Raw genomic sequence first — 26,072 nt, forward strand, 5'->3', positions numbered from 1 at the left:
GCGGAGGCACGTACGCCCGGCACCCAGAGCGGATGATCTCCCTTGCCGGACTTTTGCAGCGGCCTGCTAACCGCCGACACCCGTGGCGAGGCCGGCGATCATCGCGAGGCCCAGGACCAGGACGAAGGCGGCGGCCAGCAATTCGAGGCCGCCCACTGCCAGGGCGCCGGACTGCCCCCGTCCCCCGGCCAGCGCCAGGGCCGCGCGCTTGGCGAAGACCGCCAGGGCCGCGAGGGCGGTGGTCGTGATCGCCGTGCCGACGGCCATGGCGAGCACGGCGAGGACGCCCGCCCAGAGCACGCCCTGCGACAGGGCGAAGACCAGGACCAGCACCGCCCCGGCGCAGGGCCGGGAACCCGCCGCTACGACGATGCCCGCCCGCTCCCGCCAGGATTCGGCCGCCGCGACCCGGCTCGCATCCGGCATGTGGGCGCAGTCCGGCCCGCAGGCGCCGGCCGCGGGGTGGTTCCCCGCGAGCTGCCCGGCCTTGCGCCAGGTCAGAGCGAGGCCGGCCGCCGCCACGAGGGCGAAGCTCGCCGTCTCGATGACGGTGCCGGCCCGGGTCATGCTGGCGGCGGTCGCATCGAGGATCAGGCTGCCGACGCCGACCAGGGCCATCGCCACCGCCGCCTGCAGCAGGGCGGCGCAGGCGCTCAGGGCGCAGCCCCGCCGGAAGGCCCGCTCGCCGGCCAGGATGTAGCCGGCGATCACCGCCTTGCCGTGGCCGGGCCCGGCCGCGTGGAACACTCCGTAGGCGAAGGCGAGCCCGACCAGCGGCGTCCAGTCGCCGCCGCCCTTCAGGGCGGAGACGGCGCTGTTCATGGCCCGGGAGAAGCTCGCCTGCAGGGCGAGGATCACCCCGCCGAGGCCGGTCGCCGCGGGCGCCGCCTCCCGGAAACCGATGCCGAAGGGCGAGCGGGGCGGCGGGGCGGCGATCCCCGGCGCGATCAGCCACGCCAGAAGGGCGACCAGCAGCCCGGCGAGGGCGATGGCACCGGCCATCAGCGCGAGGCGCCGGGGCAGCCGCGAGGCCGGTGCGGCGTCGGCGAAGCCCAGACCTACGGACATGCCACGATCACCCGGTTGGCGAATTGCTCGCCGTAATTGGAGGCGGCGGTGAGGGCCTCGAAGAACGCCTCGCTCATACCGGTCTTGGCGTCGGCGACCTTCACGGCGTCGCCCTTGGGCCGGGTCACGGTGGCGGTGCAGCCCTGCGGCGCGCCGGCGAGGGTGACGGCGTCCGCTCCCTCGGCGAAGGCGAAGGAGACGAAATACGTCGGGTCGTAGATCTCCATGGCGGCGACACCCCGTCCGGGGGTGGCCGGCACCTTCAGGGGCAGGAGGAAGGACAGGGTAAGGGCGTTGCCCTCCATCCGCATCCCCGGCTCCTTCGGCTCGGCGAAGGCTTGTTCCTTGCCGGCGACCTTCAGCTTGGTGAAGTAGCCGAACTCGGCGAGGTTCTCCGTGTTCGTCGCCGCGAGGGCGGCGAGTTCGTCGGGGGTGAGCTTGCCGTCCTTGTTGGCGTCGAGCCCCTGGGTGACGAAGGCCGAGTATTCCGGGTCGAACGACCAGGCATGGCGCACGCCCGTGACCTTCCCGTCTGCGTAGACGATCTGCGCCTTGGCGGTGACCCAGACGTGGGGATGCGCCTGCACGGTGCCCGCGGCGCAGCAGGCGGCGGTGGCGAGGATGATGCGGAGGACGGCGGTCGGCATGGGCGGCACGCTCGCGGCGTCTGGTCAACGAAGGATGAACGCGCGCGTTGTCGACGGGAGGTGGGGCGAAAGCGAGGCGCCCTATTCGCCCGCGTCCAGCCCCATGAGCTGGAAGCTCACCCGCAGGTCGTCCGACATGCGGACGTCGAGCCGCTCGCCGTTGGGCAGGCGCTTCAGGAACCAGCGCTCGTAAATCCAGCGCAGCTCGCGGGTTTCGGCGAGGCGGGTGAAGGTATTCGCGACGAGGGCGGTCATCTCCGGATCGTCCCTGCGGAACACGATGCCGTAGGGCTCGTAGGAGAGCTTGTCCGGCAGCACCGTGTAGGACGATCCATCCGCCGCATCGCTGGCGATGAGGCCGTAGAGCAGGATGTCGTCGGTGGCGAAGGCATCGGCCTTGCCCGCCTTCACCATCGCGAAGGAGCCCGCGTGGTCGGGGGCCGTGACCACCTGCGCGTCGATTTTCAGCCGGGCGAGCAGGTCGCGCAGGATCCGGTCGTTGGTGGTGCCGGCGGTGACGACGATCGTCCGTCCGCCAAGGTCGCGGTAGGAGGAGATGGGCGATCCCTTCCGGACAAGGAGCTTCGTCGCGCTGATGAAGTCCACGGGCGAGAAGGCGACCTGTTTGCGCCGCTCCGCGTTGGCGGTGGTCGAGCCGCATTCGAGATCGACCTTGCCCGAGGCGACGGCCTGGATCCGGCTCTCGGCGGTCACCGGCTCGTAGCGGACCTTGAGGGGGCGCCCGACGGCCTTCTGCAGGTCGTCGGCGATCTCGCTGCACAGGTCGATGGCATAGCCCACCACCCGGGGCGACCCGTCCGCGCCCTTGCCCTCGACGAAGGAGAACGGGATCGCGCTGTCCCGGTAGCCGATCACGATCTCGCCGCGCTCCGCCGCGGTCTTGAGGGTACCGGTCAGCACCTCCACCGCCGCGGCGGGGCCGGTGGCGGCGAGGGTGAGCGCGACGAGGCAAACGATCCGCAGCGACATCGGTGGCGCTTTCCTATTCCGCCGGCGCGGCGGCGGTGCCCACGTGGTCGAGGCGCTGATCGGCCACGGTGAGCTGCCCCTCCCACTTCGCCACCGCGACCGTGGCGATGCTGTTGCCGAGCACGTTGGTCGCCGAGCGGCCCATGTCGAGGAACTGATCGATGCCGATGATCAGCAGCAGGCCCGCCTCGGGGATGTTGAACTGCGACAGCGTCGCCGAGATCACCACCAGGGAGGCCCGGGGCACGCCGGCCATGCCCTTCGACGTGACCATGAGGAGCAGCAGCATTGTCAATTGCTGCGTCCAGGTCAGCGGGATGTTGTAGGCCTGTGCGATGAACATCACCGCGAAGGTGCAGTACATCATCGACCCGTCGAGATTGAACGAGTAACCCATCGGCAGCACGAACGAGGTGATCTTGTTCGGCACCCCGAAGGTCTCGAGGTTCGAGAGCAGCTTCGGATAGGCCGCCTCGCTGGACGCCGTCGAGAACGCCAGGACGAAGGGTTCCTTGATCAGGTTGACGAGCCGGCTGATCCCGCCGCCGCCGACGAGCAGGGCGCCCACCGCCATGAGCAGGCACCACAGGCACAAGAGCCCGAAATAGAACATCAGCATGAACTTGCCGTAGGTGACGAGCACGCCAATGCCCTGCGTGGTGATGGTCGCGGCGATCGCCGCGAAGACCGCCACGGGGGCGAACATCATCACGTAGCCGGTGATCTTCAGCATCACGTCGGCCAGTCCCTCGATCCCCGCGGCGAGGGCGTGGCCCTTCTCGCCCAGGGCCGCGAGGGCCACGCCGAAGAAGATCGAGAAGACCACGATCTGCAGGATCTCGTTGTTGGCCATCGCCTCCACCGCGCTCTTGGGCACGAGGTGCGTGACGAACTCCTTGAGCGAGAGCGAGGCCGCCTTCAGCCCGGTGCCCGCCCCGGCATCCGGCAGCGGCAGGTTCAGATTGTGTCCCGGCTGAAGCAGGTTCACCAGCACAAGGCCGAGCATCAGCGAACAGAACGAGGCGCCCACGAACCACAGGAGCGCCTTGCCGCCCACCCGCCCGACCGCGGCGGTGTCGCCCATATGGGCGATGCCCACGACCAGCGTCGAGAACACCAGCGGAGCGATGATCATCTTGATGAGTCGCAGGAAGATATCGGAGATCAGCGCGATGTACCCGGCGATCTCCTTGGCGGTCTGTGGATCCGGCCAGGTGATGCTGCACGCGTAACCGACCGCGATGCCGAGCACCATGCCGACGAAGATGAGAGTCGTAAGCCGCGAACCGGACATTGATGTCCTCCCCGCATCCCCACGGGATGATTGTTCGAATTCTGTCGTGCAGGTGAGGCAGGAATTGCGCCACGCGCAAGCCCGCGCCGGCCGATCCGGTCGCGAGGGCGGCCGTTTTGTGTCAATGACGGCGGGGACGAAGCTGTAGCGTCACCGCTGCGCCTGCGGTACGGGACTTGCGGATCAGCCCCGTGGGCCGCCCGCCGGGGCCCCCAACCGGACGGATGCATGGACGTCTTCGTACAGCAGCTCATCAACGGCCTGACGCTCGGATCGATCTACGGCCTGATCGCGATCGGCTACACGATGGTCTTCGGCATCATCGGCATGGTGAACTTCGCCCATGGCGACGTTTTCATGGTCTCCTGCTTCATCGCGCTGATTGCGTTCCTGCTGCTCACGACGTGGCTCGGGATCTCGTCCATCATCCTGGCCTTCCTCGTGGTGCTGGTGGTGGCCATGGCGCTCACCGCCCTGTGGGGCTGGGCGATCGAGCGGGTGGCCTACAGGCCCCTGCGCGGCTCGTTCCGGCTGGCGCCGCTGATCTCGGCCATCGGCGTGTCAATCTTCCTGTCGAACTTCGTGCAGGTGGTGCAGGGCGCCCGCAACAAGTCGATGCCGCCGGTGCTCTCGGGGGGCGTCACCCTGTTCGAGCGCGACGGCTACGCCGTGTTCCTCTCGTACAAGCAGTGCCTGATCATGGGGGTGACGGCAGTGCTGCTCACCGGTTTCTGGTACCTCGTGCAGCGCACGCCGTTCGGCCGCGCCCAGCGGGCCTGCGAGCAGGACCGGAAGATGGCCGCCCTGCTCGGCATCGACGTGGACCGGACGATCTCCCTCACCTTCGTCCTCGGCGCCGCCCTCGCGGCGGTCGCGGGCGTCCTCTACGTCATGTATTATGGGGTGGTCTCCTTCTCGGACGGGTTCGTGCCCGGGGTGAAGGCATTCACGGCGGCGGTCCTGGGCGGTATCGGCTCCCTGCCCGGTGCGGTGCTCGGCGGGCTGATCATCGGCCTGATCGAGACGTTCTGGTCGGCCTATTTCTCCATCGAGTACAAGGACGTGGCCGCCTTCTCGATCCTGGCGATCGTGCTGATCTTCATGCCCTCGGGGATCCTCGGGCGGCCGGAGGTCGAGAAGGTCTGATGGCCCGCCCCGACACCGACGCTCTGCCGGCGAGCCTGATGGGCGGCATCCTGCGCGACGCCGCCCTCTACGCCCTCGTCGCCTTCGGACTCTGCGTGCCCCTCGTCGCCTACCGGATGGATCCGGGCCCGGGCAGCGACCTCGTCCTCGTCCCCCGCTGGGGGCTGGTGGCGATCCTGTGTGCGGTGACCTTCGGCCTCCGGCTGCTCCAGCGGCTGCTCCTGCTGCGCCGGGACGCGAGACGGGCGCTGGCCCCCTCCCCCGCCCAGGCGACCGAGGCGGTGGGGGCCGAGCCCGATGCCGGGCAGAAGGTGTCGAAGGTCGGCCTTTGGGTGTTCGTGGCGGTCGCAGCCTCTCTGCCCATCCTGGCGACCCTGGCCACGGGGGATCTCGGCTCCGCCCGCTACTGGATCGACCTCGGGATCCTGATCCTCACCTACGTGATGCTCGGCTGGGGGCTGAACATCGTGGTCGGCCTCGCGGGCCTCCTCGACCTCGGCTACGTCGCCTTCTACGCCGTCGGCGCCTATTCCTACGCCCTGCTCTCGACGACCTTCGGCCTGTCGTTCTGGGTGTGCTTGCCCCTGGCGGGCCTGTTCGCGGGGCTGTGGGGAATGCTCCTCGGCTTCCCCGTCCTGCGCCTGCGGGGGGACTACCTCGCCATCGTGACGCTGGCCTTCGGTGAGATCATCCGGCTGGTGCTCATCAACTGGACGGACGTGACCGGTGGGTCGGCGGGCATCTCCTCGATTCCCCGGGCGACGTTCTTCGGCATCCCCTTCTCGGCCGACGAGGACGGATTCGCCGCCCGGTTCGGCCTCGACTACGATTCGATGCACCGGGTGGTGTTCCTCTACTACCTGATCCTCGTGCTCGCGCTGATCACCAACTTCGTCACCCTGCGCCTGCGGCGCTTGCCCATCGGCCGGGCCTGGGAGGCCCTGCGCGAGGATGAGATCGCCTGCCGGTCGCTGGGGATCGACACCACGGCCACGAAGCTCACCGCCTTCGCCCTCGGGGCGGCCTTCGGCGGCATCGCCGGGTCGTTCTTCGCCGTGCGCCAGGGCTTCATCTCGCCGGAGAGCTTCACCTTCCTCGAGAGCGCGATCATCCTGGCGATCGTGGTCCTCGGCGGCATGGGCAGCCAGTTCGGCGTGGCGATCGCGGCGGTGGCGATGGTGGCGGGCCCCGAGATGCTGCGCAACCTCGGGGGGCTGAAGGCGGTGTTCGGCGAGGGGTTCGACCCCAGCGAGTACCGGCTCCTGCTCTTCGGCCTCGCCATGGTGGCGATGATGGTCTGGCGGCCCCGGGGCCTGATCTCGGTGCGGATGCCCTCGGTGACGCTGGGCGAGCGCCGGGCGATATCCGGCGCCCATGTGAGCGAAGGGCACGGCTGATGGCGGCCCCCGTCCTGACGGTCGATCACCTGACCATGCGCTTTGGCGGTCTCACCGCCGTGTCGGACCTCTCCTTCTCGGCGAAGGCCGGCGACATCACCGCTCTGATCGGCCCGAACGGCGCCGGCAAGACCACCGTGTTCAACTGCATCACCGGCTTCTACAAGCCGACCGAGGGGATGCTGACCCTCACCCATGCCGACGGCAGCGCCCATTTGCTGGAGCGCCTCCCGAACCACGCGGTGAACCGCACCGCCCGGGTGGCGCGCACCTTCCAGAACATCCGCCTGTTCCCCGGCATGACGGTGCTGGAGAACCTCCTCGTCGCCCAGCACAAGACCCTGATGCGGGCCTCCGGCTACACCGTGCTCGGGCTTCTCGGCTTCAAGGGGTTCCGGAACGCCGAGAAGGCGGCCATCGAGAAGGCCAGGGGCTGGCTCTCGCGGATCGACCTCCTGTCGCGGGCGGACGAGCCGGCGGGCGCCCTGCCCTATGGGGCGCAGCGCCGGCTGGAGATCGCCCGGGCCATGTGCACCGATCCGGTGCTGCTCTGCCTCGACGAGCCGGCGGCGGGCCTCAACCCGCGGGAATCGGCGGAACTGAACACCCTCCTGCGCCACATCCGCGACCACGAGGGCACCTCCGTCCTGCTCATCGAGCACGACATGTCGGTGGTGATGGAGATCTCCGACCACATCGTCGTGCTCGACTACGGCAAGAAGATCGCCGACGGCACGCCGGAGGAGATTCGCACCAACCCGAGCGTGATCGCCGCCTATCTCGGCGTCGAGGACGAGGAGGTCGAGGCGGTGGAGGCCGAGGTCGGCTTGTCCCTTCCGCACGAAGGGGCGCCCGCATGAGGACGAACCCGTGAGCGTCGCCGGCATCAACGTCCTCGTGGAGGAGACCCGGGCGATCCAGGCCGGGGGCAAGCCGCCGCTCCTGTCGGTGCGGGGCGTCTCGACCTATTACGGCAGCGTCGCCGCCCTGAAGGGCGTCGATCTCGATGTCGGCGAGGGTGAGATCGTGACGCTGATCGGCGCCAACGGTGCCGGCAAGTCGACCCTGATGATGACCGTGTTCGGCGCGCCCCAGGCCCGCTCGGGCACCATCACCTACGAGGGCCGGGACATCACCCGGGTGCCGACCCATGCCATCGCCCGGCTCGGGATCGCCCAGTCGCCGGAGGGACGGCGGGTCTTCCCGCGGATGTCGGTGCACGAGAACCTGCAGATGGGCGCGGCCCTGCACGGGGGGCGCTACTTCGCTGAGGACCTCGACAAGGTCGTCGCCCTGTTCCCCCGGGTGGGCGAGCGCCTGCACCAGCGGGCCGGCACCATGTCCGGGGGCGAGCAGCAGATGCTCGCCATCGCCCGGGCCCTGATGAGCCGGCCGAAGCTTTTGCTCCTCGACGAGCCTTCGCTCGGCCTCGCGCCCCTGGTGGTGAAGGGCATCTTCGACGCGATCCGCCGCCTCAACCGGGAGGATGGGATGACGATCTTCCTCGTGGAGCAGAACGCCTATCACGCCCTGAAGCTCGCCCACCGGGGCTACGTGCTGGTCAACGGGCGGATCACCATGAGCGGCACGGGCCGCCAGTTGCTCGACGACCCCTCCGTGAAGGCGGCCTATCTCGAAGGCGGCCATGCCGCCCCGGCGGCGGGAGACGCGCATGCTTGACGGCCTGCTCTACGAAGAAGGGTCGGTCTGGCTGTTCCTCCTCGTCACGGTGGTGATGGGCGGCTGGGCCGGGTGGATGGCCGCGAGGGGCATCGCCAAGGGCTGGCGGCCGTACTGGCACTGTCTTCCGGCGCTCCTGCTGGTCGCGGCGGCGGTGCGCTTCATCCATTACGCCCTGTTCGGCGGGACGCTGCTCTCGGCGCACTACTACGCCGTCGATGCGCTGGTGGTGGTGGTGATCGGGTCCGCGGGCTTCCGGGCCACCCGGACCCGCCAGATGACGAGTCAGTACCGCTGGCTCTATGAGAAGACCACGCCGCTGACATGGCGCGCGCGCCGGTCTTGAGCTTTCGGCAACTCGGTTCGCCCGGCCGTTCCGGGCGCTGACAGGGGAGTGTGGCGATGCGATCGGTACTTCTGGCGGGCCTCGCGCTCGGCGTCCTGACCTCGGGACCGGCCTTGGCGCAGGTCAAGATCGGCGTCGGCGCGCCGATCACCGGCAACAGCGCGGCCTTCGGCGCCCAGCTCAAGAACGGCACCGCCCAGGCGGTGGAGGACTTCAACAAGGCGGGCGGCATCAACGGCCAGAAGGTCGAGATGACCGTCGGCGACGATGCCTCCGACCCGAAGCAGGGCGTGTCGGTGGCCAACAAGTTCGCATCGGACAAGGTGAAGTTCGTCGTCGGCCACTTCAACTCGGGCGTCTCGATCCCGGCCTCCGACGTCTATGCCGACGCGGGCATCGTCGAGATCACCCCCGCCTCGACCAACGTGAAGTTCACCGAGCGCGGCCTGTGGAACACCTTCCGCACCTGCGGCCGGGACGACCAGCAGGGCGCCGTGGCGGGCGATTACCTCGCCACCAAGTTCAAGGGCAAGAAGGTCGCCTTCGTCCACGACAAGACCCCCTACGGCAAGGGTCTGGCCGACGAGACCCTGAAGGCGTTCAAGGCCAAGGGCGGCAAGGAAACCCTCTACGAGGGCGTGAACCCCGGCGAGAAGGACTATTCGGCCCTCGTCTCGAAGCTGAAGCAGAACGGCGTCGATATCGTGTATTTCGGCGGCTACTACACCGAGGCCGGCCTGATCATCCGCCAGATGCGCGACCAGGGCCTGAAGGCGCCGATGATGGGCGGCGACGGCATGGTCGACCGGGAACTCGTCGCCATCGCCGGCCCCGCCGCGGAGGGGACGCTGACCACCTTCCCGCCGGATGCGCGCAAGAACCCCGCCGCCAAGGACGCGGTCGCCGCCTTCAAGGCCAAGGGCATCGACCCCGAAGCCTACACCCTCTACGCCTACGCCGCCGCGCAGATCTTCAAGCAGGCGGCCGAGGGCGCCAAGTCCCTCGATGGCAAGAAGATCGCCGCCTACATGCATGAGGGCAAGCCGTTCCAGACGGTGCTCGGACCGATCTCCCTCGACAAGAAGGGCGACATCACCAAGCCCGACTACGTCATCTACGAGTGGAAGAAGGGCGCCGACGGCCAGATCGGCTATGCCGGCAACGAACTGACCCAGTAACCCTCCCCGACGCCGACGCGATGCCGTCCCCCAGGGGGGCGGCATCGTGCGTTGCGAAAGAGCGGGAATCGTCAACGGGGGCCTGTGGGCTCAGCGGATCGCCCCGGTGCGCCCGCCCGAAAAACATGCAACATGCCGCTCGCACGGGCGCACGGCCCGGCTCCGAGTGTCGGAGAGGCGGGATCGTGGTTCCGGACGGATCGATACGGTTCACGAAGGCCGGAAACCGGCCCGTGGGCCGGCCGGCCGCCGGAATTCCTTATTCAACCCTGCCTTTCCGGCATCAACGTTGCAAAGGCGTCGCCCGTGCGGGCGGCCCTGCACCCGACACCGCTTGCCGACATCGCTCGGCCAGACCCAGGAGTTCCGTACCGATGCAGTTCGTTCTCGCTCGCCGTGGCTTTGCCGCGGCGCTCGGCCTCAGCCTCGCCCTGGCGCCCCTCGCCGCGAGTGCCGAGGACCTGACGGGCACCCTCAAGAAGGTGAAGGATTCCGGCGCCATCACCATCGGCTACCGCGATTCCTCCGTGCCGTTCTCCTATCTCGGTGGCGACGAGAAGCCGGTCGGCTACGCCTTGGACATCTGCTACAAGATCGCCGACGCGGTGAAGGCCAAGCTCGGCCTCCCGAAGCTCGACGTGAAGCTCAACCCGGTCACCTCGGCGACTCGCATCCCGCTGATGGCCAACGGCACGATCGACCTCGAATGCGGGTCGACCACGAACAATGCCGACCGCCAGAAGCAGGTGGGCTTCACCAATAGCCACTTCCTGACCGCCACGCGCTTCGTGTCGAAGAAGTCGGCCAACCTGCACACGATCGAGGACCTGAAGGGCAAGACTGTCGTCTCGACCTCCGGCACCACCAACATCCGTCAGATCAACGAGGCCAACACCGAGAAGAAGCTCGGTCTGACGATCCTGCCCGCCAAGGATCATGCCGAGGCGTTCCTGATGGTCGAGACCGGCCGCGCGGTCGCCTTCGTGATGGACGACGTGCTGCTGGCCTCCCTTGTCGCCTCGTCGAAGGATCCGGGCGCCTACGAGATCTCCAAGGACTCCCTCTCGAAGCCCGAGCCCTATGGCATCATGCTGCGCAAGGACGACGCGCCCTTCAAGCAGGTTGCCGACGAGGCCACCGCCAAGCTCTACACCAGCCCCGAGGGCAAGGCGCTCTACGACAAGTGGTTCACGCAGCCGATCCCGCCGCGCAACATCAACCTGAACCTGCCGATGAGCGACGAGATGAAGAAGCAGTTCACGAAGCCGATCGACAGCCCCGATCCGGCCGCTTACTGAGTTTTCGCGTCACAACAAGCGCCCCGCGGCATGATCCGCGGGGTGCCTCTACGGTGCCGAGACTGGTTCGGGTTTCCAAGCCCCATCCTCATCCTGAGGCGCCCGCATCTGCGGGCCTCGAAGGAGGGCTTCAGGGATCGCAGCACCCACTGGAACCCTCCTTCGAGGCTGCTGCGCAGCACCTCAGGATGAGGGTGAGGGTGGGATATCTTCAGTAAGACGGACCCTTTTGGCAGAAGTGTCGCGATGAACTACAATTGGAACTGGAGCATCTTCTTCGATCCCTCGCCCGAGGGGACGGGGACCTATGCGGACATGCTCCTGTCCGGCCTGTACTGGACCATCGTCACCGCCCTCTGCTCCTGGGTGATCGCGTTCGTCCTCGGCTCCCTGGTGGGCGTTCTGCGGACCCTGCCGAGCAAGGCCGCGAACGCCGTCGGCACGACCTATGTCGAGATCTTCCGCAACGTGCCCCTGCTCGTGCAGATGTTCCTCTGGTACTTCGTGATGCCGGAAGTCCTGCCGAAGGGCCTCGGTGATGCCGTCAAGCAACTGCCCGACGCGCCATTCTACACGGCGGTGGTGTGCCTGGGCTTCTTCACGGCGTCCCGCGTGGCCGAGCAGGTCCGGGCCGGGATCCAGGCCCTGCCCCGCGGCCAGCGGATGGCGGGCACGGCGATGGGCTTCACGACCTGGCAGACCTACCGCTACGTCCTGCTGCCCAACGCCTATCGCATCATTCTCCCGCCGATGACCTCCGAGTTCCTCAACAACCTCAAGAACACGTCGGTGGCCCTGACCATCGGCCTGCTAGAGCTGACCGGCCGGGCGCGCTCGATGCAGGAATTCTCCTTCCAGGTCTTCGAGGCCTTCACCGCGGCGACGGTCCTCTACGTGGCCATCAACCTCGTGGTCGTCGTCTGTGCGAGCCTGCTGGAACGCTCCGTCGCGATCCCGGGACAACGCTGACACGCCGATCCCCGCTGCAACCAGCCGCCTCGACGCGGCGACCGTGCGCAGGCCGAGATGCTCTCGAACTTCGATTTCTCCGTCATCCTGACCGCCCTGCCATACCTGTTCGGGCAGGGCATGGTCTTCACCCTTTCGCTCACCGCCATGGCGGCGGCGGGAGGCGTGGTCATCGGGACCCTGCTCGCCATGGCGCGCCTCTCAGGGATTCCGGGCGTATGGCACCTCGCCAAGGGCTACGTGGAGCTGTGCCGCTCCCTGCCCCTGGTGCTGGTGATCTTCTGGTTCTACTTCCTCGTGCCGTATATTGGCGCCTACGTGACCGGCGCCTCGACGCCGATCCAGGTCGGCGCCTTCCCCTCGGCGCTCATCACCTTCATGGCGTTCGAGGCGGCCTACTTCGCCGAGATCATGCGGGCGGGCATCCAGTCGGTCCCCAAGGGCCAGACCGCCGCCGCCTCGGCTTTGGGGATGAACTACTGGCAGACCATGGGCAACGTGATCCTGCCCCAGGCCTTCCGCAACATGCTGCCGCTGCTGCTGACGCAGACCATCGTGCTCTTCCAGGACACGTCCCTGGTCTACGTGCTCTCCCTCACCGACTTCATGGGCGCGGCCTCGAAGGTCGCCCAGCGCGACGGCCGGCTCGTGGAGATGTATATCTTCGCGGCGGTCGTCTACTTCGTGATCTGTTTCGCCGCCTCTTTCCTGGTGCGCCGCCTGCAGCGCCGCGTCGCCATCATCCGCTGATCAGGGGACACCTCCCATGACCTCCTCCCCGATGCCGGCCCCCACCGCCCCGCAACCCGCCGTCGATTCCGACCACGCCCCGAAGGATGCCGGCCTCCAGGCGGGCACCCTGATCTCCGGAACGCCGAAGGTCGCCCCCGGCGAGACGATGATCGCCATCGACGCCATCAGCAAATGGTACGGCGAGTTCCAGGTTCTGACGAACTGCACCACCCAGGTCGCCAAGGGCGAGGTGGTGGTGGTCTGCGGGCCCTCGGGTTCGGGCAAGTCGACCCTGATCAAATGCGTCAACGCCCTGGAGCCCTTCCAGAAGGGCCAGATCACGGTGGCCGGCACCAAGGTGATGGACAAATCCACCAACCTGCCCAAGCTCCGCTCGCGGGTCGGCATGGTGTTCCAGCATTTCGAGCTGTTCCCGCACCTCACGATCACCGAGAACCTCACCATCGCCCAGCGCAAGGTGCTGAAACGCAGCGCCGAGGATGCCAAGAAGCGGGGCCTCGACCTGCTGGCGCGGGTCGGCCTCGGCGCCCACGCCCACAAGTATCCCGGCCAGCTCTCGGGCGGCCAGCAGCAGCGCGTGGCCATCGCCCGGGCCCTCGCCATGAACCCGGTGGTGATGCTGTTCGACGAGCCGACCTCCGCCCTCGACCCGGAGATGGTCGGCGAGGTGCTCGACGTGATGGTCGAGCTCGCCAAGGAGGGCATGACCATGATGGTCGTGACCCACGAGATGGGCTTTGCCCGCAAGGTCGCCGACCGGGTGATCTTCATGGACCGGGGCGAGATCGTCGAGGACGCCACGAAGGAGGAGTTCTTCGGCAGCCCCCGCTCCGAGCGGGCGCAGACCTTCCTGTCGAAGATCCTGCAGCACTGAGAGCGCGTCACGGGCGGGGTATGTCCGTCGCCGCGCGGCGACGCGGCGGGCCGCGCCGCATCACGACCCTCTCCGTCATTGCGAGCGCAGCGAAGCAATCCAGCGGCGCTCCGGTGAGAGACGTCCCGCTGCCCTGGGTTGCTTCGCTGCGCTCGCAATGAGGTGGTGCGCGCGCGACGGTGAAGGCGGGGTAGAGAAGCGCCCGACCCCGTTTGCCCCCTACCCTGCCATCTCGTCCTGGGCCCGGCGGTAATCCCGCCCGTGGCGGCAATAGCCCTCGACGATGCGCAGCATCGTCGCCCGCCTCCCGGCATCGAGGGGGGCGAGGATGCGGGCCGGACGGCCGCCCCAGAGATGGCCCGATTCGAGGATCTGGCCGGGATCGGTGGTGGAGCCCGCGGCGAGCATCACGTCGTCGGCGATCAGCGTGCCCGGCGCCACCGTGGCGCCGATCCCGATGAGGCTCCGGGCCCCGATGCGGCAATCGGCGATGCGCACGTTGTGGGCCACCGTCGTGTCCCGGCCGATCACCACGCCCTCGCCCCGGGTACGGATCACCGTGTTGTCCTGAATGTTGGTGTCGGCGCCGATGACGATCGGTCCGGCCTCCGCCTCCAGGGAGCAGCAGAACAGCACGCTCGCCCCGGCGCCGAGGCCGACGCGGCCGCGAAGCCGGGCGGTGCGGGCGACGAACACGTCGGGGTCGGTCTCGCCCGGCGGCTCCGTGTCGGGGGCGATCCCTTCGGCACTGCGCTCGCGGACCCGTTCGGCGCGCTCGGCCGCCTCGCCGGGCGAGACGGGGCGGATCGCCTTGGCGGGGCTACCGGCATAGGCGAAGCCGCCCGGCAGGTCCGAGCGCGGGAAGACTGTGGCGCCCGCCTCGATTACGGCTCCATCGCCGATGGTGGCTCCGTCGAGGATCACCACGTCGTCCTCAACCACCACATCCGAGCCGATGAGGCAGGCATGCAGGACGCTGTTGCGCCCGACGGTCACCCGGTCGCCGCAGGTGGTGCCCTGGTCGAAGGTCGCGATATGGACGGTCGAGCGGTGGCCGAGCCAGAATCGTTCGCCGAGGGTGACAGGCTGCCCGTCCGCGCGGATCACCGCGGCATCGCCGAGCCAGGCCTGGGCGCCGATCCGCGCCGCGCCGATCACGGTGCTGCCGCGACCGCACCAGACCGGCCGGCTCTCGAAGCGGGGCGCCTCGTCCCCGTACGGCAGGGTCATCTCCGGGTTCATCGATGCCTCATGCCTCCCACGGCTTGCGGGGTTCGCCGGTCCCGGTGCCGCCGCCTGCCTCTCGTGCCATATAGGGCACGGCCGAAACAGTCGGGCGCAAGGCCCGGCACCCCGAGAGAGCGATATGGAAAGCCCGATGCCTGCACCGAGGGTCTCGATCCAATCCGAGCCCTTCGACGCTGCGGCGGAGATCGGCCGGTTCGAAGCGGAGCTGTCCGGGCGAGCCGGGGCGGTGGTCACCTTTTCCGGCCTGTGCCGGGACGAGGGCGGCCGCCTCACCGCCTTGGAGCTGGAACATTACCCCGGCATGGCCGAGGAGGAGATCGGCCGGGTGGTCGAAGAGGCCGCCGCCCGCTGGCCGCTCCTGGCGGTGCGGGTGATCCACCGCCATGGGAGGATCGCCCCCGGCGAGGGAATCGTCCTCGTCGTGACGGCGTCGGGCCACCGGATCGCGGCCTTCGAGGCAGCAAGCTTTCTGATGGATTACCTCAAGACGCGGGCTCCCTTCTGGAAACGGGAGCACCTCGCCGACGGGACGACCGGCGGCTGGGTCGAGGCCACCGCCGCCGACGACGCGGCGGCGGGCCGGTGGGCGGGGGCGCAGCGGTAGCCCGCTGTCCCGCCCCGCCCGGAGTTCGACCGCCGGCACGGTCCGTCAGAGCAAGGCGGTGAGCAGCAGCGCGACGGCGGCGCCGGCGATCGCGAGGCCCATGAGCACGACGCTGCTCAATTGATCGACCTGATCGATGTTGTGTCCGGGGGCGAGGTGGTTGAAACGGGTGCTGCCGTGATCGTCCATGCGGGTCTCCTCGTCGGCATGTCGTGAACGGCGTCAACGCGCAACGCCCGGTTTCGCTGCCTGGGCTTGACCGGGCGGCTCGGGCGTCGTTCGAGGTGGCCGGAGCCGGCAAGGAGCGCCATGACCCAATCCAAGCTCGAGGCCCTCGATGGGCCGGTCGGCCCCTGGCGAGGGGCCGCGCCGCTCGCGGGATCCGGCATTGCCGTGGTCTGCTTCACGGCCGCTTTGGCCCTGGCCTGGATGTCGGCGGGTACGCTGCTCCTGATCTTCGCCGGGGTCTTGCTCGGGGTCTTCCTCGACGGCCTGACCCGGGCGCTCGGCCACGTGCTGCCGCTGCCGCGCAGCCTCCGCCTCACCCTGGCCAGCGTGACCGTCGCCGTGCTGGCCATGAGCTTCGCCACCTACGGCGGGGCCACGGTCGCCCAGCAGGGTCGCGACCTCGGCAGCACGATCAAGACGCAGGCCGATTCGGTGAACGGCTGGCTGGCGGCGCACGGCATCGACGTGCCGCTTCTCGATGCGCCTAAGGAAGACGGCCGGTCGGGGCGGGAACCGGGCCAGCAGGAGAGCGGCCTCGGCGGCCTTGCCTCTGGCCTGCTGAAGAGCTCGGGTTCCGTCCTGTCGAGCGCGAGCAGTGTCCTCGGCCCGGCGACGGCCGTCGTCCTCGGCCTCGTGGATGCCGTCGGCAACCTGATGGTGATCGTGTTCCTCGGCCTTGCCTTCGCCGCCGATCCCCGCAGCTACCGGGACGGGGTTCTGCGCTTCGTGCCACCCGGCAAGCGCCGCCGGGCCGCCAAGGTGCTCGACGGGGCCGGCGAAACCCTGCGACACTGGCTGTTCGGCCAGCTTCTCACCATGACGGCGATCTTCCTGTTCACCTGGACGGGCCTCGCCTTCCTGGGGATCGGCGGAGCGCTGATCCTGGGTCTCCAGGCTGGCCTGCTGGCCTTCGTGCCGACAGTCGGTCCGCTGGTCGCCGGCCTCGTGATCGTGCTCGCCGCCCTCGCCTCGGGGACGAAAGCCTTGCTCGGGGCGATCGGCGTCTACCTCGCGGTGCAGTGCCTGGAGAGCTACGGTCTCACGCCCTTCATCCAGAAGCGGGCGCTGGACATTCCGCCGGCGACGATCTTCGCCGGACAGCTCGTCCTCGGGGTGATCTTCGGCCTCTGGGGGATCGCCCTCGCCCTGCCCCTGCTGGCGGTGATCAAGGTGCTGCTGGAGCAGCTCTACGTCGAGGACACCCTCGGAGAGCATCCGGGGCATTGAGGAGAAACGGCCTCCCTCCCCGCCGCGAGAGCGTTTTCCGGGGAGCTTTGATCAGGTCGTCGCCCTGGATTGCTTCGCTGACGCTCGCAATGACGGACAGCACGCGATCAAACGATTCGCGCAAACGGCTTAGGGGATGGAATGTCCGCCCTCACCCGCGAAGGGCGTTCTCGATTAGCCGCGCCACGGCCAGGGCCTGCCCGTCGCCGCCGAAGCGCCCGATCACCTGGACGCCGACCGGCAGCCTATCGCCGGGGACGGGGACGTTCACACAGGGCACGCCCATCAGCGTCCAGAGACGGTTGAAGCGCGCATCCCCCGTGGAGGCGAGGCTGACCGGGGCCGGGCCGGGGGCGGAGTAGGTCAGGATCGCATCGAACTCGCCGAACAGGTCCTTCAGCACCCGGCGGGCGCGATGGGCATGGCGGCGGGCGTCGTCGTAGGCGGCGGGGGTGATCTCCCCGCTGGCGTCGAGGTGGCCTCGCACCTGGGGCGGCAGCGCGTCCCGGTGGTGGCGGTATTCCCAGCCGAGCGCCTGCCCGGCCTCGAAATCCTGGATGAGCCGGTGCCGCTCCCAGGCGGCGGCCAGCTCCGGCGGCAAGGCCCGGTCGGAGACGTGTGCGCCCGCCCGCTCCGCCGCGGCGCAAGCCCGCGCGAGGGCGGCCTCTGCGGCGGGCTCGGCGGCGTCCGCGAAATCCTGGCGGACCACGGCGATCCGCGGGGCCGAGGCCGCCCCCTCATCGATGCCGTCACGGCCCGTGACCGCGGCCAGGGCGTAGGCGAGGTCGCCCACGCCCGCCGCGAACAGGCCGACCGTGTCGAGGGCCCAGGAATAGGTCTTCACCCCCACCGTCGGGATCAGCCGGAAGGAGGGCTTGATCGCCGCGCAGCCGCAGAAGCTTGCGGGCCGGATCACCGAGCCCGCCGTCTGCGTGCCGAGGGCCAGGGGCAGCAGCCCGGCGCCGACTGCGGCGGCGGAGCCCGCCGAGGAACCGCCCGGCGTATGGCCGGGATCGTGCGGGTTGCGCGTGGCGGTAGGGTCCGAACTGGCGAAGGCGGTGGTCGTCGTCTTGGCGAGGGGCACGGCGCCCCGTTCCTTCAGGCGTGAGACCACGGCGGCGTCGGCCCGGGGGCGCCAGCCCTCGTAGATCACGGAGCCCATCTGCGTCGGCAGAGCGGCGGTGTCGATGATGTCCTTCACGCCCACGGCGATGCCGGCGAGGGGACCCTCCTCCGGGATCGCGGGATCGGGATCGATCGCCACAAAGGCGCCGATGTCCCCGTCCCGGGCGTCGATGGCCTCCCGGCAGAGGTCGATGGCGCCGGCCGGCGTGAGGGTGCCGGCACTGATGCGGGCGCGGAGATCGAGGATCGAGAGCATCGCCCATTTGGTCGGCTGGGGGGCGGCTCTGTCAACCGGTGCGTGCGGGTCCACCCCCGCGCCACACCGGCCGGGAAAGGCGAAACGGGCTTGACGAAGCGTTTACGGGATCGTGCGCAACGTCCGGTTCATGCGGCGTAGCGTTCTCGCGTTTTCAGGCCTTGCCCTGTTCGGGGCGGCCCTCACGGCCTGCTCGGTCAACCGGTTCGAGCGGCGCGAGCCGTGGCGTGACCAAGCCGAACAGGTCTGCCTCGCCAAGAAGCTCGTCACGCAGACCGAGTTCATCACCCCCGCCGCGGCGATCGACGGTCCCGGGCCCTGCGGCATGCAGCAGCCCTTCCGGGTGACGCGGCTCGGCAACGGCTCGGTGATCCTGAAGCAGCGCATGACCCTGGGCTGCCCGGCCGTCGCCGAGGCCGAGGCGTGGCTCGCCGACACGATCCAGCCGGCGGCCGAACTGTATTTCGGCGTGCCGGTGGCCGAGATCAACGCGGGCTCCTATTCCTGCCGCGGGCGCAACAACCAGCCGGGCGCCAAGCTGTCCGAGCATGGCTTCGGCAACGCCATCGACGTCATGTCCCTCAAGCTCGCGGACGGGCACGTCATCACGGTGAAGGGCGGCTGGCGCGGCACCGAGGCCGAGCAGGGCTTCCTGCGCGAGATCTTCCTGGGCGCCTGCCAGCGCTTCAGCACGGTGCTCGCGCCCGGCTCCAACGTGTTCCACTACGACCACATCCACGTGGACCTCGCCCGGCACGACCCCCGCGGCCTCCGTCGGATCTGCCAGCCCCTGATCAAGTTCACGCCGCAGCTCGGCGCCGACGGGCCGCGCCCCGTGTCGAAGCCCCTCCCCCCGCCCCGCCAGCCCGCCCCGCCGCAGGCGCCTGTGGATATCGAGGAGGACGACCCCTACGGCGTCTCGCCCATGTCTCGGGCCAGCACGCCCACTCAGGTCGCCCGCGCCCCGGCCCGCGTGCCGCCGCAGGTCCCCTCGGCCTATACCTCCGTCCAGCCCCGCCCGGCCTTTGTGCCGCGCCCCGTTCCGAAGGTCGCCGCCGTTCCGGAGGATACGGGCGAGGAATACGGCGAGCCGCTGCAGCTCGGGGCGCCTCCGCCTTCCGTGGACGGGCCGATCTACTGATCCGCCGCCGCGCCCCCCTCGGCGGCGGGGCCCGGCGCCCTATACCGGAGCGATGCGACGCCTCCTTCTCAGCGGCTTCATCGCCGTCCTCTTCGTGGGTATCCTCCTGATTGGCTTCTGGTGGACGAAGGCCACTCCGGTGGTTCCGGCCACCCCGCCCGACCCGGCGTCCGCCCCAATCCAGCGCTGAGGCTCCTTTGTCCGGGCGTCGGCTCCCCCCGTCCGCCCACCGTGGCCGCGAGGCCGCACCGGGCCGCCAAACCGTCGCCGCGGGCCCGTCGCGGCTTGACTGGCGGCGCGGCCGGGCCATCGTCCCGGCATGCCCGTTCGGACCCTAGCCATGCGCCATCCCTTCCGTCGCCTGGGCCTCGGCCTCGCGCTCGGCCTGACGATCGCGGGGGCGGCCCAAGCCCGCTCCGCCCGCGAGGATGTCGAGCCCGCCGAGGAGCGCGTCTTCCCCTTCGACGCGCAGATCCCCGGCTGCCAGGACCCCGATGTGCTGGAGAAGGTCGCCACCAACTTCGCGGAGAAGGAGGCGAAGTTCTGGAATTCGTCCATGACGATCGTGTCCTTCGACACGATCGAGCGGACGGCGTGGCGGCCCTGGGGGCTGGACACCTACCCGCGCCGGTTCTGCACCGCCGTAGCCACCACCTCGGACGGCCTGCGTCGCAAGGTCGATTATTCGGTCCGGGAGAGCCTCGGCATCATCGGTGCCACATGGGGCGTGGAATTCTGCGTCCACGGACTCGACCGGAACCTCGCCTACGCCTACGCCACGGCCTGCCGGATGGCCCGGCCGTAAGAGGACGACCATGAGCGCACGCGCGGTTCGCGCCGGCCTCTCCCTGCTGGCGGCCCTGGCCGCGGCTTGTCCCGCCCTCGCCCAGGATTACGGCGGCTTCGGCCGCCGGGGTGCGCCGGGCGAGTTCGACTTCTTCGTCCTCGCCCTTTCCTGGTCGCCGACCTATTGCGAGGGGGAAGGCGCCCGCCGGGACGAGGCGCAATGCGCCCCCGGCCGGGGCCTCGGCTTCGTCCTCCACGGGCTTTGGCCGCAATACGCCCGGGGCTATCCGGAGAACTGCTCTGCGGTGCCCCGCCCCATCACCCCGCAGGCGTTGCAGGTGGCGGGGCAGGTCTATCCGAGCGAGGGGCTCGCCCGCTACGAGTGGCGCAAGCACGGGACCTGCTCGGGGCTCGATCCGACCTCCTACTTCTCTGCGGCGAGGCAGGCACGGCTGGCGGTGACGATCCCCGACGGGCTTAAGGCCGGCGGGCAGACCCTGGCGCCGATCGAGGTCGCCCGGCAGTTCGTGGCCGCCAACAGTGGGCTGCGGCCCGACATGATGGCCGTGTCCTGCGCCCGCGGAAGGCTCACCGAGGTGCGGATCTGCTTCTCGAAGGACCTGCGCGGCTTCACGTCCTGCCCCGACGTCGCCCGCGGCAACTGCCGGGCGCCGGAAATCGCCCTCGACCCCGCCCGATAGGCCCGCCTCCGTCGAAAAATCCGCGGCCGGGTGCTGGACCCGCGCCGCCGGATCCGCTTGACCAACGGGCATGAATTACCGGCACGCCTTCCACGCGGGAAACCATGCCGACGTGCTCAAGCACCTCGTCCTGGCCCGGGTCCTCGCCCACCTCTGCCTCAAGGATAAGCCGTTCCGGGCCCTCGACGCCTTCGCCGGCCTCGGCTTCTACGACCTGGAGGCGGACGAGGCCCGTCGCACCGGCGAGTGGCACGAGGGCTGGGGCAGGCTCGCCGAGCCTTTCCCCGAGCCCGTCGAAGCCCTGCTCGCCCCCTACCGTGCGGCGGTGGAGGCCACCCGGGAGCGCTACGGACCCTCGGTCTATCCGGGCTCGCCGGCGGTGATCCGCGAATTCCTCCGGCCGTCCGACAGGGGCGTGTTCGTGGAGTTGCATCCGGAGGACGCGGCGGTCCTGAAGGAGCGCTACAACAGTGATTCGCGCACCAAGGTGCTTCAGCTCGACGGCTGGACCGCCGTGAACGCGCAGATCCCGCCGCCGGAGCGCCGGGGCCTCGTGCTGATCGACCCGCCCTACGAGGTGCCCGGGGAGGTCGAGCGCCTGGGCGCCCACCTCCTCAAGGCGGTGGCGAAGTGGCCCACCGGCATCTTCCTCGCGTGGTACCCGATCAAGGATGCGGCCTCCATCGACCGGCTGGCCGCCGAACTCGACGCGAGGCTGCCGCGGCCCGCCCTGCGCCTCGACCTCCTCATCGCCCGGCCCGACGACCCGACCCGCCTGTCCGGCAGCGGCCTCGTCGTGGTCAACCCACCATGGCGCCTAGCGGAGGAAGCGCTGGTTTTCCTGCCCGCCCTGGCCGGCCGACTCGCCCAAGGCGGCTATGGTGGGTTTCGTTGCGATCCCCTCGCCGACCAAACTTCAAGTTGAACGATTTCAACTCACGCACATGTGGTTGCAAGCATTCGTTCATAAATGGACCATGTGGCGCATACGCAACACAGGTTAGATGAAGTTCGTCGCAACACCAAAGCTGCCCAAAAAATGGGCAAGTGCCAAATCTTTGCTTTTGTGCTGAACCGCACCCAATGGCAGCTTGACCGTAGATGTTTCGAACCGGGCTGCAATAAAAATGGCGACGCGTTCCACTCTGGCCGGTCTGGCTGTTGTCCTGCTCTCTTCGACGGCAGGCTTCGCCGCGGATATGCCGGCTCCCGCTCCGGTCCCGGCCCCGGCCGAGCCCTGCAAGGCGACGCTCATCGGCCCGGCTTACGGCGGTGTGATCAAGGCGAACCCGACGCCGACCTGCTTCGCGGCCGGTCCCCTGGGTGACCTGTACATCGGCGGCGCCCTCACCGGCTACGGCTACGTGCAGACCAACCCGTTCTCGAACTTCGCCACGCCGGCCGCTCCCAACGAGCGGGACCGCGCCGGCCGGTTCGACTTCTCGAACCTCCAGGGCTGGATCCAGAAGCCCGAGGGCACCTTCCAGTTCTACGTCCAGGGCGGCGGCTATGCCATTCCGGGCCTCGGAGTGCCGAACATCGGCTCCGTCGCGCAGACGGACCTGCTGTTCACGCCGCTGCCCGTCGCCTTCGGCAAGATCCAGATCAACGACGCGTGGTCGATCCAGGGCGGCCGGATGCCGACCATCATCGGCTCCGAGGCGCCGTTCACCTTCCAGAACCTGAACATCAACCGCGGCCTGCTCTTCGCGCAGGAGAACGTGATCAACCACGGCGTGCAGGTGAACTGGGCCGAGGGCCCGTGGTCGGTCTCCGTGGCCGGCACCGACGGGTTCTTCTCCGGCGAGATCACGTGGTTCACCGGCAACGTCGCCTACAAGATCGACGACTCGAATACGATCGGCGTCAACGGCGGCGTGAACCTCGGCCGGCAGAACGCCTTCGCGCAGAGTGCCCGCTACCAGTTCGCCACGCCGGGCTTCCAGCAGAACAGCGGCATCTTCAACATCAACTACACCTACTCGAACGGTCCGTGGATCGTCACGCCGTACTTCCAGTACACGAACGTCGAGGCGGATCCGCGGGTTGGCATCTTCAGCACCGCCTCCACCTATGGCGGCGCGCTGCTGGCGTCGTACTCCTTCACCGACAATTTCGCCCTCGCCGGCCGCGTCGAGTACGAGGAGCAGTCCGGCGGGCGGGGCCTGCTGCCGACGAACCTTCTCTATGGCGTGGGCAGCAACGCCTTCTCCATCACCGTGACGCCGACCTTCACCTTCGACCGCTACTTCCTGCGGGTGGAATACGCCCACGTCGAACTCGGTGGCATCACGCGCGGCAATCTCGCCGCCGGCACCCTGGGCAGCGGCTTCGGCCGGGACGGCAACAAGACCTCGCAGGACCGCTACATGGTGGAGACCGGCATCACCTTCTGATCGCCTCCACCCCCGCATCCCGAAAGCCCCGGACCCCACGGTCCGGGGCTTTTTCGTTGGCGGCCCCCTCAGGGCCTCGCAAGGTGGAGCAGGCGGCGGCCGGGGCGGTGACCCTCCTCGCCGGTATCCTGGAAGCCGAGCTTGCGCAGGAGGCCCCAGGAGGCGGTGTTGGCCGGGCGACACTCCGCCACGAGGGTGCGGGTGGGGAAGCGCCCCACGAGCAGCCCCACGAGGGCCGAGACGGCCTCATAGGCGAGGCCGCGCCCCCTGGCCGCGCCGGCCATCCAATACCCGATCTCGACGGCGCCAGGCCCGCGCAGGTGGGCGCCGATGACGCCGACCAGTCCTTGGCCGTCCACCGGCGTTCCGCCCTCCTCCCGGCTCCAGGCGCCGAGGAACCTGTCGCTGTCGCGGTTGCCCCCGTGGATCAGGTCCTGGGCGTCGGCGAGGGTGAAGGGCTGGGGCAGGAAATCGACGGCGCTCGTGATCGCCGGATCGTCGGTGAGACGGCGCAGGGCGTCGGCATCCTCCGGCCGCAGGCAGCCGATCGACAGCCGCGCGGTCTCCAGGCGGGGCAGGTCGGCGAGGCTGTCGCGCATCGGGGACAGGTTGAACATCCCGTGGATGTGGGGTCCGGGCCGGCGCTGAGAAGGCGCTCACCCGCCGCAGTCCGTGACGGGCCGGTCCGAACGTCGTCCCACGCGTCGACGGATCTCCGCCCACGCCCTGCGCTGCAGCGCCCATCGGGCCAATTCCGGCCGCTCACTATGGTGAACGGGAACGGTTGCTTAACCTGAATCCGGCTTCATTGCGGCATCGGGTGGCGTTGTGCTGGCGGGTGCGTCGATGCGGGTGCGTGGAGCGGTCAGAGGGTTTCGGACGCTGTCGCGCGTCGCCCTCGTGGGGATCATCGGTGGCGGTGCGGCGGCTTGTTCGTCGGACGCGTCACGGCTGAGCAGCCCCTTCACCAACCCTTTCTCGGAGCCTGCCGCGACGGGCAGCCTGCCGGACGACGACGTGAAGCCGGTGGCGCCCCTGCGCACGGGCCGCATCCAGTCCGAAGCCCTCGGGGCACCGGGCGCCGGGCGCGCCGCCCCCGTGGCGAGCACCCTGCCGCCCCCCGCGGCGTCGACGCCCACGCGGGTCGCCTCCGTCGGCTCGACCGGCTGGAGCGCCCAGGGCGGCACGCGCATCACGGTCGCGAAGAACGACAGCCTCAATCAGATGGCGACGCGCTACGGCGTGCCGGCCTCCGCGATCCTGCAGGCCAACGGCCTGACAAGCGCGAGCCAGGTGACGCCCGGCCGTGAACTGGTGATCCCGGCCTATAGCAACGTCTCCGGCCTCAACCCCGCCGCCACCTCCATGACGGCCCGCCCGGCGCGTGCCGTCGAGGAGAAGCGCGAGGATGCCAAGGCCCTCGAGGCCAAGGAGGCCCGCGAGCGGGATACCAGGGCGCAGGACGCCAAGCGCCTTGCGGCCAAGGAAAAGGATGCCAAGGACGCCCGCGAGAAGGACGCCCGCGAGGCCAGGGAAAAGGACGCCCGGGAGGCCGCCGCCCGCAAGGCCGCGGAGGCCAAAGCCGCGGAGGAGAAGTCGCGCAAGCTCGCCTCCGTGAAGGAGTCCGACAAGAAGCAGCATGTCCGGCCGGGACAGGCGCCGAAGGTGGCCGACGCCAAGGCTGACAAGGCGGACAAGGCCCGCGACGAGGCCAAGGCGGCGGCGAAGGCCGAGGCGGTGCAGAAGCTCGCCGAGGCCAAGGCGGCCCGCGAGGCCGCCCGGGAAGCGGCGAAGGAAAGCGCGAAGCAGGCCTCCGCGGAGAAAGCTGCCAAGGCCAGCGTCGCCAAGGCCGAGCCTGCGAAGGCCGCTCCCAAGGTCGAGGTTGCCAAGGCCGAGCCGGCCAAGGCTGACCCCGCCAAGGCCGAACCGGCCGCCACCGGGTCCGTCGCCGCGGCCCAGGCCAGCAGCGACAGCTTCCGCTGGCCGGCGAAGGGCCGCGTCATTGCCGGCTATGGCTCTTCGGGCAACGAGGGCATCAACATCGCCCTGCCTGAGGGCACGCCGGTCAAGGCCGCCGAGGACGGCACCGTCGCCTATGCCGGCTCCGACGTGAAGGGCTACGGCAAGCTGGTCCTGGTGCGCCATGCCAACGGCTACGTGTCGGCCTACGCCCATAACGGCGAGCTGGACGTGAAGCCCGGCGACAAGGTCAAGCGCGGCCAGACGATCGCCAAGTCCGGCGCCTCGGGCAACGTGACCTCGCCGCAGCTGCACTTCGAGATCCGCAAGAGCGGCGCGCCGGTGGATCCGATGTCCCAGCTCGCCAGCAACTGAGCGGTTCTTCATTGCGATGCAGCGGCGGTCCCCCTGGGGGCCGCCGTTCGCATGTCTGGGCGCAGGCCGCGCGCCATCGTCATTGGGAGCGGAGCGAAGAATTCCAGCGCGCCCCGTTCGGAGGCGTCCCGCTGCCCTGGATTGCTTGACTGCGTTCGCAACGTCGGGTGGGGTTGGGCGCAGAAACGCGCTTCACCCCTGCGGCGGGTGCAGCGTCCCGTTGGGGCTGTGGTCGTCGACAGCCTGCGGAAGGGTCTTCGCCAGGGTCGGAAACAGCTGCTCGACGGGGATGCCGAGTTTTGCGGCCATCTCACGGACCTGATCGTTGCCCAGGACCTTCTGGAGATCGTCGGCGGTGATCGGCTCGGCCGGGGCCCGAACGAGCC

28 protein-coding genes are annotated in these 26,072 nt (G+C 69.4%); 19 read left to right on the forward strand and 9 right to left on the reverse strand.

The genetic code is table 11. The features are described 5' to 3' along the window. Window positions 1-66: 66 nt before the first annotated feature. The 4 genes from MFF22_RS06950 to MFF22_RS06965 all read right to left on the reverse strand — a co-directional run bounded on the left by MFF22_RS06950 (window position 67) and on the right by MFF22_RS06965 (window position 3,999). Window positions 67-1,068, reverse strand: a complete 1,002-nt coding sequence (locus MFF22_RS06950) for a nickel/cobalt transporter (protein ID WP_238248260.1) — start codon at window positions 1,066-1,068, stop codon at window positions 67-69. Beyond that, complete coding sequence (locus MFF22_RS06955) at window positions 1,059-1,715, reverse strand: DUF1007 family protein (RefSeq protein WP_238248261.1); 657 nt, start codon at window positions 1,713-1,715, stop codon at window positions 1,059-1,061. The genes MFF22_RS06950 and MFF22_RS06955 overlap by 10 nt, the downstream gene beginning before the upstream one ends. Window positions 1,716-1,796: 81 nt before the next feature. Then, window positions 1,797-2,705, reverse strand: a complete 909-nt coding sequence (locus tag MFF22_RS06960; protein WP_238248262.1) for an amino acid ABC transporter substrate-binding protein — start codon at window positions 2,703-2,705, stop codon at window positions 1,797-1,799. Window positions 2,706-2,718: 13 nt separating this feature from the next. Next, a complete protein-coding gene (locus tag MFF22_RS06965; protein WP_238248263.1) occupies window positions 2,719-3,999 on the reverse strand; it encodes a dicarboxylate/amino acid:cation symporter in 1,281 nt (426 codons plus the stop codon). Window positions 4,000-4,227: 228 nt separating this feature from the next. On the opposite strand from MFF22_RS06965, the gene MFF22_RS06970 reads away from it, so the two are divergent. From MFF22_RS06970 to MFF22_RS07015, 10 genes are all read left to right on the forward strand, one after another. After that, complete coding sequence (locus MFF22_RS06970; RefSeq protein ID WP_238248264.1) at window positions 4,228-5,145, forward strand: branched-chain amino acid ABC transporter permease; 918 nt, start codon at window positions 4,228-4,230, stop codon at window positions 5,143-5,145. Continuing rightward, complete coding sequence (gene livM / locus MFF22_RS06975) at window positions 5,145-6,542, forward strand: high-affinity branched-chain amino acid ABC transporter permease LivM (protein WP_238248265.1); 1,398 nt, start codon at window positions 5,145-5,147, stop codon at window positions 6,540-6,542. Before MFF22_RS06970 ends, livM begins: the two co-directional genes overlap by 1 nt. Further along, window positions 6,542-7,402 carry an ABC transporter ATP-binding protein gene (locus tag MFF22_RS06980; RefSeq protein WP_238248266.1) on the forward strand — a complete coding sequence of 287 codons (861 nt, stop codon included), beginning with the start codon at window positions 6,542-6,544 and terminating at the stop codon, window positions 7,400-7,402. The genes livM and MFF22_RS06980 overlap by 1 nt, the downstream gene beginning before the upstream one ends. Window positions 7,403-7,412: 10 nt before the next feature. Further along, on the forward strand, window positions 7,413-8,222 hold the full coding sequence (locus tag MFF22_RS06985; protein WP_238248267.1) for an ABC transporter ATP-binding protein: 810 nt from the start codon (window positions 7,413-7,415) through the stop codon (window positions 8,220-8,222). Next, on the forward strand, window positions 8,215-8,568 hold the full coding sequence (locus tag MFF22_RS06990; protein ID WP_238248268.1) for a DUF6867 family protein: 354 nt from the start codon (window positions 8,215-8,217) through the stop codon (window positions 8,566-8,568). The genes MFF22_RS06985 and MFF22_RS06990 overlap by 8 nt, the downstream gene beginning before the upstream one ends. Before the next feature lie 56 nt (window positions 8,569-8,624). Next, entirely contained in the window at window positions 8,625-9,746 is a 1,122-nt protein-coding gene (locus MFF22_RS06995; protein ID WP_238248269.1) for a branched-chain amino acid ABC transporter substrate-binding protein, read from the forward strand. Between the two features lie 374 nt (window positions 9,747-10,120). Next, window positions 10,121-11,044 (forward strand): amino acid ABC transporter substrate-binding protein, encoded by a 924-nt coding sequence (locus tag MFF22_RS07000; protein WP_238248270.1) that lies wholly within the window; start codon window positions 10,121-10,123, stop codon window positions 11,042-11,044. Window positions 11,045-11,290: 246 nt separating this feature from the next. After that, complete coding sequence (locus MFF22_RS07005; protein WP_238248271.1) at window positions 11,291-12,013, forward strand: amino acid ABC transporter permease; 723 nt, start codon at window positions 11,291-11,293, stop codon at window positions 12,011-12,013. A gap of 57 nt (window positions 12,014-12,070) precedes the next feature. Continuing rightward, window positions 12,071-12,763: an amino acid ABC transporter permease gene (locus MFF22_RS07010; protein WP_238248272.1), complete on the forward strand. Its 693-nt coding sequence runs from the start codon at window positions 12,071-12,073 to the stop codon at window positions 12,761-12,763. Window positions 12,764-12,911: 148 nt separating this feature from the next. Continuing rightward, window positions 12,912-13,640: an amino acid ABC transporter ATP-binding protein gene (locus tag MFF22_RS07015; protein ID WP_238248292.1), complete on the forward strand. Its 729-nt coding sequence runs from the start codon at window positions 12,912-12,914 to the stop codon at window positions 13,638-13,640. Between the two features lie 219 nt (window positions 13,641-13,859). Here MFF22_RS07015 and MFF22_RS07020 read toward each other — a convergent pair whose 3' ends face one another. Continuing rightward, window positions 13,860-14,882 (reverse strand): gamma carbonic anhydrase family protein, encoded by a 1,023-nt coding sequence (locus MFF22_RS07020; RefSeq protein WP_238248273.1) that lies wholly within the window; start codon window positions 14,880-14,882, stop codon window positions 13,860-13,862. A gap of 136 nt (window positions 14,883-15,018) precedes the next feature. On the opposite strand from MFF22_RS07020, the gene MFF22_RS07025 reads away from it, so the two are divergent. Continuing rightward, entirely contained in the window at window positions 15,019-15,492 is a 474-nt protein-coding gene (locus MFF22_RS07025; protein ID WP_238248274.1) for a molybdenum cofactor biosynthesis protein MoaE, read from the forward strand. A 45-nt stretch (window positions 15,493-15,537) separates the two neighbouring features. Here the strand turns inward: MFF22_RS07025 and MFF22_RS07030 are convergent, their stop codons facing one another. Next, entirely contained in the window at window positions 15,538-15,681 is a 144-nt protein-coding gene (locus tag MFF22_RS07030) for a hypothetical protein (protein ID WP_238248275.1), read from the reverse strand. A 120-nt stretch (window positions 15,682-15,801) separates the two neighbouring features. Here MFF22_RS07030 and MFF22_RS07035 point away from each other — a divergent pair, with 120 nt between their 5' ends. Continuing rightward, window positions 15,802-16,947 carry an AI-2E family transporter gene (locus MFF22_RS07035; RefSeq protein ID WP_238248276.1) on the forward strand — a complete coding sequence of 382 codons (1,146 nt, stop codon included), beginning with the start codon at window positions 15,802-15,804 and terminating at the stop codon, window positions 16,945-16,947. Between the two features lie 151 nt (window positions 16,948-17,098). On the opposite strand, the gene MFF22_RS07040 is transcribed toward MFF22_RS07035, so the two are convergent. Beyond that, window positions 17,099-18,328, reverse strand: coding sequence for an amidase (locus MFF22_RS07040; protein WP_238248277.1), 1,230 nt, complete (start codon window positions 18,326-18,328; stop codon window positions 17,099-17,101). A 130-nt stretch (window positions 18,329-18,458) separates the two neighbouring features. On the opposite strand from MFF22_RS07040, the gene MFF22_RS07045 reads away from it, so the two are divergent. From MFF22_RS07045 to MFF22_RS07070, 6 genes are all read left to right on the forward strand, one after another. Next, window positions 18,459-19,469, forward strand: a complete 1,011-nt coding sequence (locus tag MFF22_RS07045) for an extensin-like domain-containing protein (protein WP_238248278.1) — start codon at window positions 18,459-18,461, stop codon at window positions 19,467-19,469. A 52-nt stretch (window positions 19,470-19,521) separates the two neighbouring features. Beyond that, window positions 19,522-19,659, forward strand: coding sequence for a hypothetical protein (locus MFF22_RS07050; protein ID WP_238248279.1), 138 nt, complete (start codon window positions 19,522-19,524; stop codon window positions 19,657-19,659). Between the two features lie 150 nt (window positions 19,660-19,809). Further along, on the forward strand, window positions 19,810-20,274 hold the full coding sequence (locus MFF22_RS07055) for a hypothetical protein (protein ID WP_238248280.1): 465 nt from the start codon (window positions 19,810-19,812) through the stop codon (window positions 20,272-20,274). Between the two features lie 10 nt (window positions 20,275-20,284). Beyond that, window positions 20,285-20,956, forward strand: coding sequence for a ribonuclease T2 family protein (locus tag MFF22_RS07060; protein ID WP_238248281.1), 672 nt, complete (start codon window positions 20,285-20,287; stop codon window positions 20,954-20,956). Between the two features lie 70 nt (window positions 20,957-21,026). Further along, window positions 21,027-21,881: a 23S rRNA (adenine(2030)-N(6))-methyltransferase RlmJ gene (locus MFF22_RS07065; protein ID WP_238248282.1), complete on the forward strand. Its 855-nt coding sequence runs from the start codon at window positions 21,027-21,029 to the stop codon at window positions 21,879-21,881. Between the two features lie 202 nt (window positions 21,882-22,083). After that, window positions 22,084-23,352 (forward strand): outer membrane beta-barrel protein, encoded by a 1,269-nt coding sequence (locus MFF22_RS07070; RefSeq protein ID WP_238248283.1) that lies wholly within the window; start codon window positions 22,084-22,086, stop codon window positions 23,350-23,352. 68 nt (window positions 23,353-23,420) lie between these two features. Here the strand turns inward: MFF22_RS07070 and MFF22_RS07075 are convergent, their stop codons facing one another. Continuing rightward, window positions 23,421-23,969 (reverse strand): GNAT family N-acetyltransferase, encoded by a 549-nt coding sequence (locus tag MFF22_RS07075; protein ID WP_238248284.1) that lies wholly within the window; start codon window positions 23,967-23,969, stop codon window positions 23,421-23,423. A 229-nt stretch (window positions 23,970-24,198) separates the two neighbouring features. On the opposite strand from MFF22_RS07075, the gene MFF22_RS07080 reads away from it, so the two are divergent. Further along, window positions 24,199-25,686 (forward strand): peptidoglycan DD-metalloendopeptidase family protein, encoded by a 1,488-nt coding sequence (locus MFF22_RS07080; RefSeq protein WP_238248285.1) that lies wholly within the window; start codon window positions 24,199-24,201, stop codon window positions 25,684-25,686. A gap of 192 nt (window positions 25,687-25,878) precedes the next feature. Here the strand turns inward: MFF22_RS07080 and MFF22_RS07085 are convergent. Next, a partial coding sequence (locus tag MFF22_RS07085; RefSeq protein WP_238248286.1) for a YidB family protein occupies window positions 25,879-26,072 on the reverse strand: 194 nt, incomplete at its 5' end.

Origin of the sequence: Methylobacterium persicinum (assembly GCF_022179525.1) — a bacterium.
In the GTDB taxonomy this organism is placed as follows: domain Bacteria; phylum Pseudomonadota; class Alphaproteobacteria; order Rhizobiales; family Beijerinckiaceae; genus Methylobacterium; species Methylobacterium persicinum.

Coding starts and splice junctions, on each gene's coding strand:
- MFF22_RS06950 (WP_238248260.1), bottom strand. CDS start 1,068: ATGTCCGTAGGTCTGGGCTTCGCCGACGCCGCACCGGCCTCGCGGCTG.
- MFF22_RS06955 (WP_238248261.1), bottom strand. CDS start 1,715: ATGCCGACCGCCGTCCTCCGCATCATCCTCGCCACCGCCGCCTGCTGC.
- MFF22_RS06960 (WP_238248262.1), bottom strand. CDS start 2,705: ATGTCGCTGCGGATCGTTTGCCTCGTCGCGCTCACCCTCGCCGCCACC.
- MFF22_RS06965 (WP_238248263.1), bottom strand. CDS start 3,999: ATGTCCGGTTCGCGGCTTACGACTCTCATCTTCGTCGGCATGGTGCTC.
- MFF22_RS06970 (WP_238248264.1), top strand. CDS start 4,228: ATGGACGTCTTCGTACAGCAGCTCATCAACGGCCTGACGCTCGGATCG.
- livM (WP_238248265.1), top strand. CDS start 5,145: ATGGCCCGCCCCGACACCGACGCTCTGCCGGCGAGCCTGATGGGCGGC.
- MFF22_RS06980 (WP_238248266.1), top strand. CDS start 6,542: ATGGCGGCCCCCGTCCTGACGGTCGATCACCTGACCATGCGCTTTGGC.
- MFF22_RS06990 (WP_238248268.1), top strand. CDS start 8,215: ATGCTTGACGGCCTGCTCTACGAAGAAGGGTCGGTCTGGCTGTTCCTC.
- MFF22_RS06995 (WP_238248269.1), top strand. CDS start 8,625: ATGCGATCGGTACTTCTGGCGGGCCTCGCGCTCGGCGTCCTGACCTCG.
- MFF22_RS07000 (WP_238248270.1), top strand. CDS start 10,121: ATGCAGTTCGTTCTCGCTCGCCGTGGCTTTGCCGCGGCGCTCGGCCTC.
- MFF22_RS07005 (WP_238248271.1), top strand. CDS start 11,291: ATGAACTACAATTGGAACTGGAGCATCTTCTTCGATCCCTCGCCCGAG.
- MFF22_RS07010 (WP_238248272.1), top strand. CDS start 12,071: ATGCTCTCGAACTTCGATTTCTCCGTCATCCTGACCGCCCTGCCATAC.
- MFF22_RS07015 (WP_238248292.1), top strand. CDS start 12,912: ATGATCGCCATCGACGCCATCAGCAAATGGTACGGCGAGTTCCAGGTT.
- MFF22_RS07020 (WP_238248273.1), bottom strand. CDS start 14,882: ATGAACCCGGAGATGACCCTGCCGTACGGGGACGAGGCGCCCCGCTTC.
- MFF22_RS07025 (WP_238248274.1), top strand. CDS start 15,019: ATGCCTGCACCGAGGGTCTCGATCCAATCCGAGCCCTTCGACGCTGCG.
- MFF22_RS07030 (WP_238248275.1), bottom strand. CDS start 15,681: ATGGACGATCACGGCAGCACCCGTTTCAACCACCTCGCCCCCGGACAC.
- MFF22_RS07035 (WP_238248276.1), top strand. CDS start 15,802: ATGACCCAATCCAAGCTCGAGGCCCTCGATGGGCCGGTCGGCCCCTGG.
- MFF22_RS07040 (WP_238248277.1), bottom strand. CDS start 18,328: ATGCTCTCGATCCTCGATCTCCGCGCCCGCATCAGTGCCGGCACCCTC.
- MFF22_RS07045 (WP_238248278.1), top strand. CDS start 18,459: ATGCGGCGTAGCGTTCTCGCGTTTTCAGGCCTTGCCCTGTTCGGGGCG.
- MFF22_RS07050 (WP_238248279.1), top strand. CDS start 19,522: ATGCGACGCCTCCTTCTCAGCGGCTTCATCGCCGTCCTCTTCGTGGGT.
- MFF22_RS07055 (WP_238248280.1), top strand. CDS start 19,810: ATGCGCCATCCCTTCCGTCGCCTGGGCCTCGGCCTCGCGCTCGGCCTG.
- MFF22_RS07060 (WP_238248281.1), top strand. CDS start 20,285: ATGAGCGCACGCGCGGTTCGCGCCGGCCTCTCCCTGCTGGCGGCCCTG.
- MFF22_RS07065 (WP_238248282.1), top strand. CDS start 21,027: ATGAATTACCGGCACGCCTTCCACGCGGGAAACCATGCCGACGTGCTC.
- MFF22_RS07070 (WP_238248283.1), top strand. CDS start 22,084: ATGGCGACGCGTTCCACTCTGGCCGGTCTGGCTGTTGTCCTGCTCTCT.
- MFF22_RS07075 (WP_238248284.1), bottom strand. CDS start 23,969: ATGTTCAACCTGTCCCCGATGCGCGACAGCCTCGCCGACCTGCCCCGC.
- MFF22_RS07080 (WP_238248285.1), top strand. CDS start 24,199: ATGCGGGTGCGTGGAGCGGTCAGAGGGTTTCGGACGCTGTCGCGCGTC.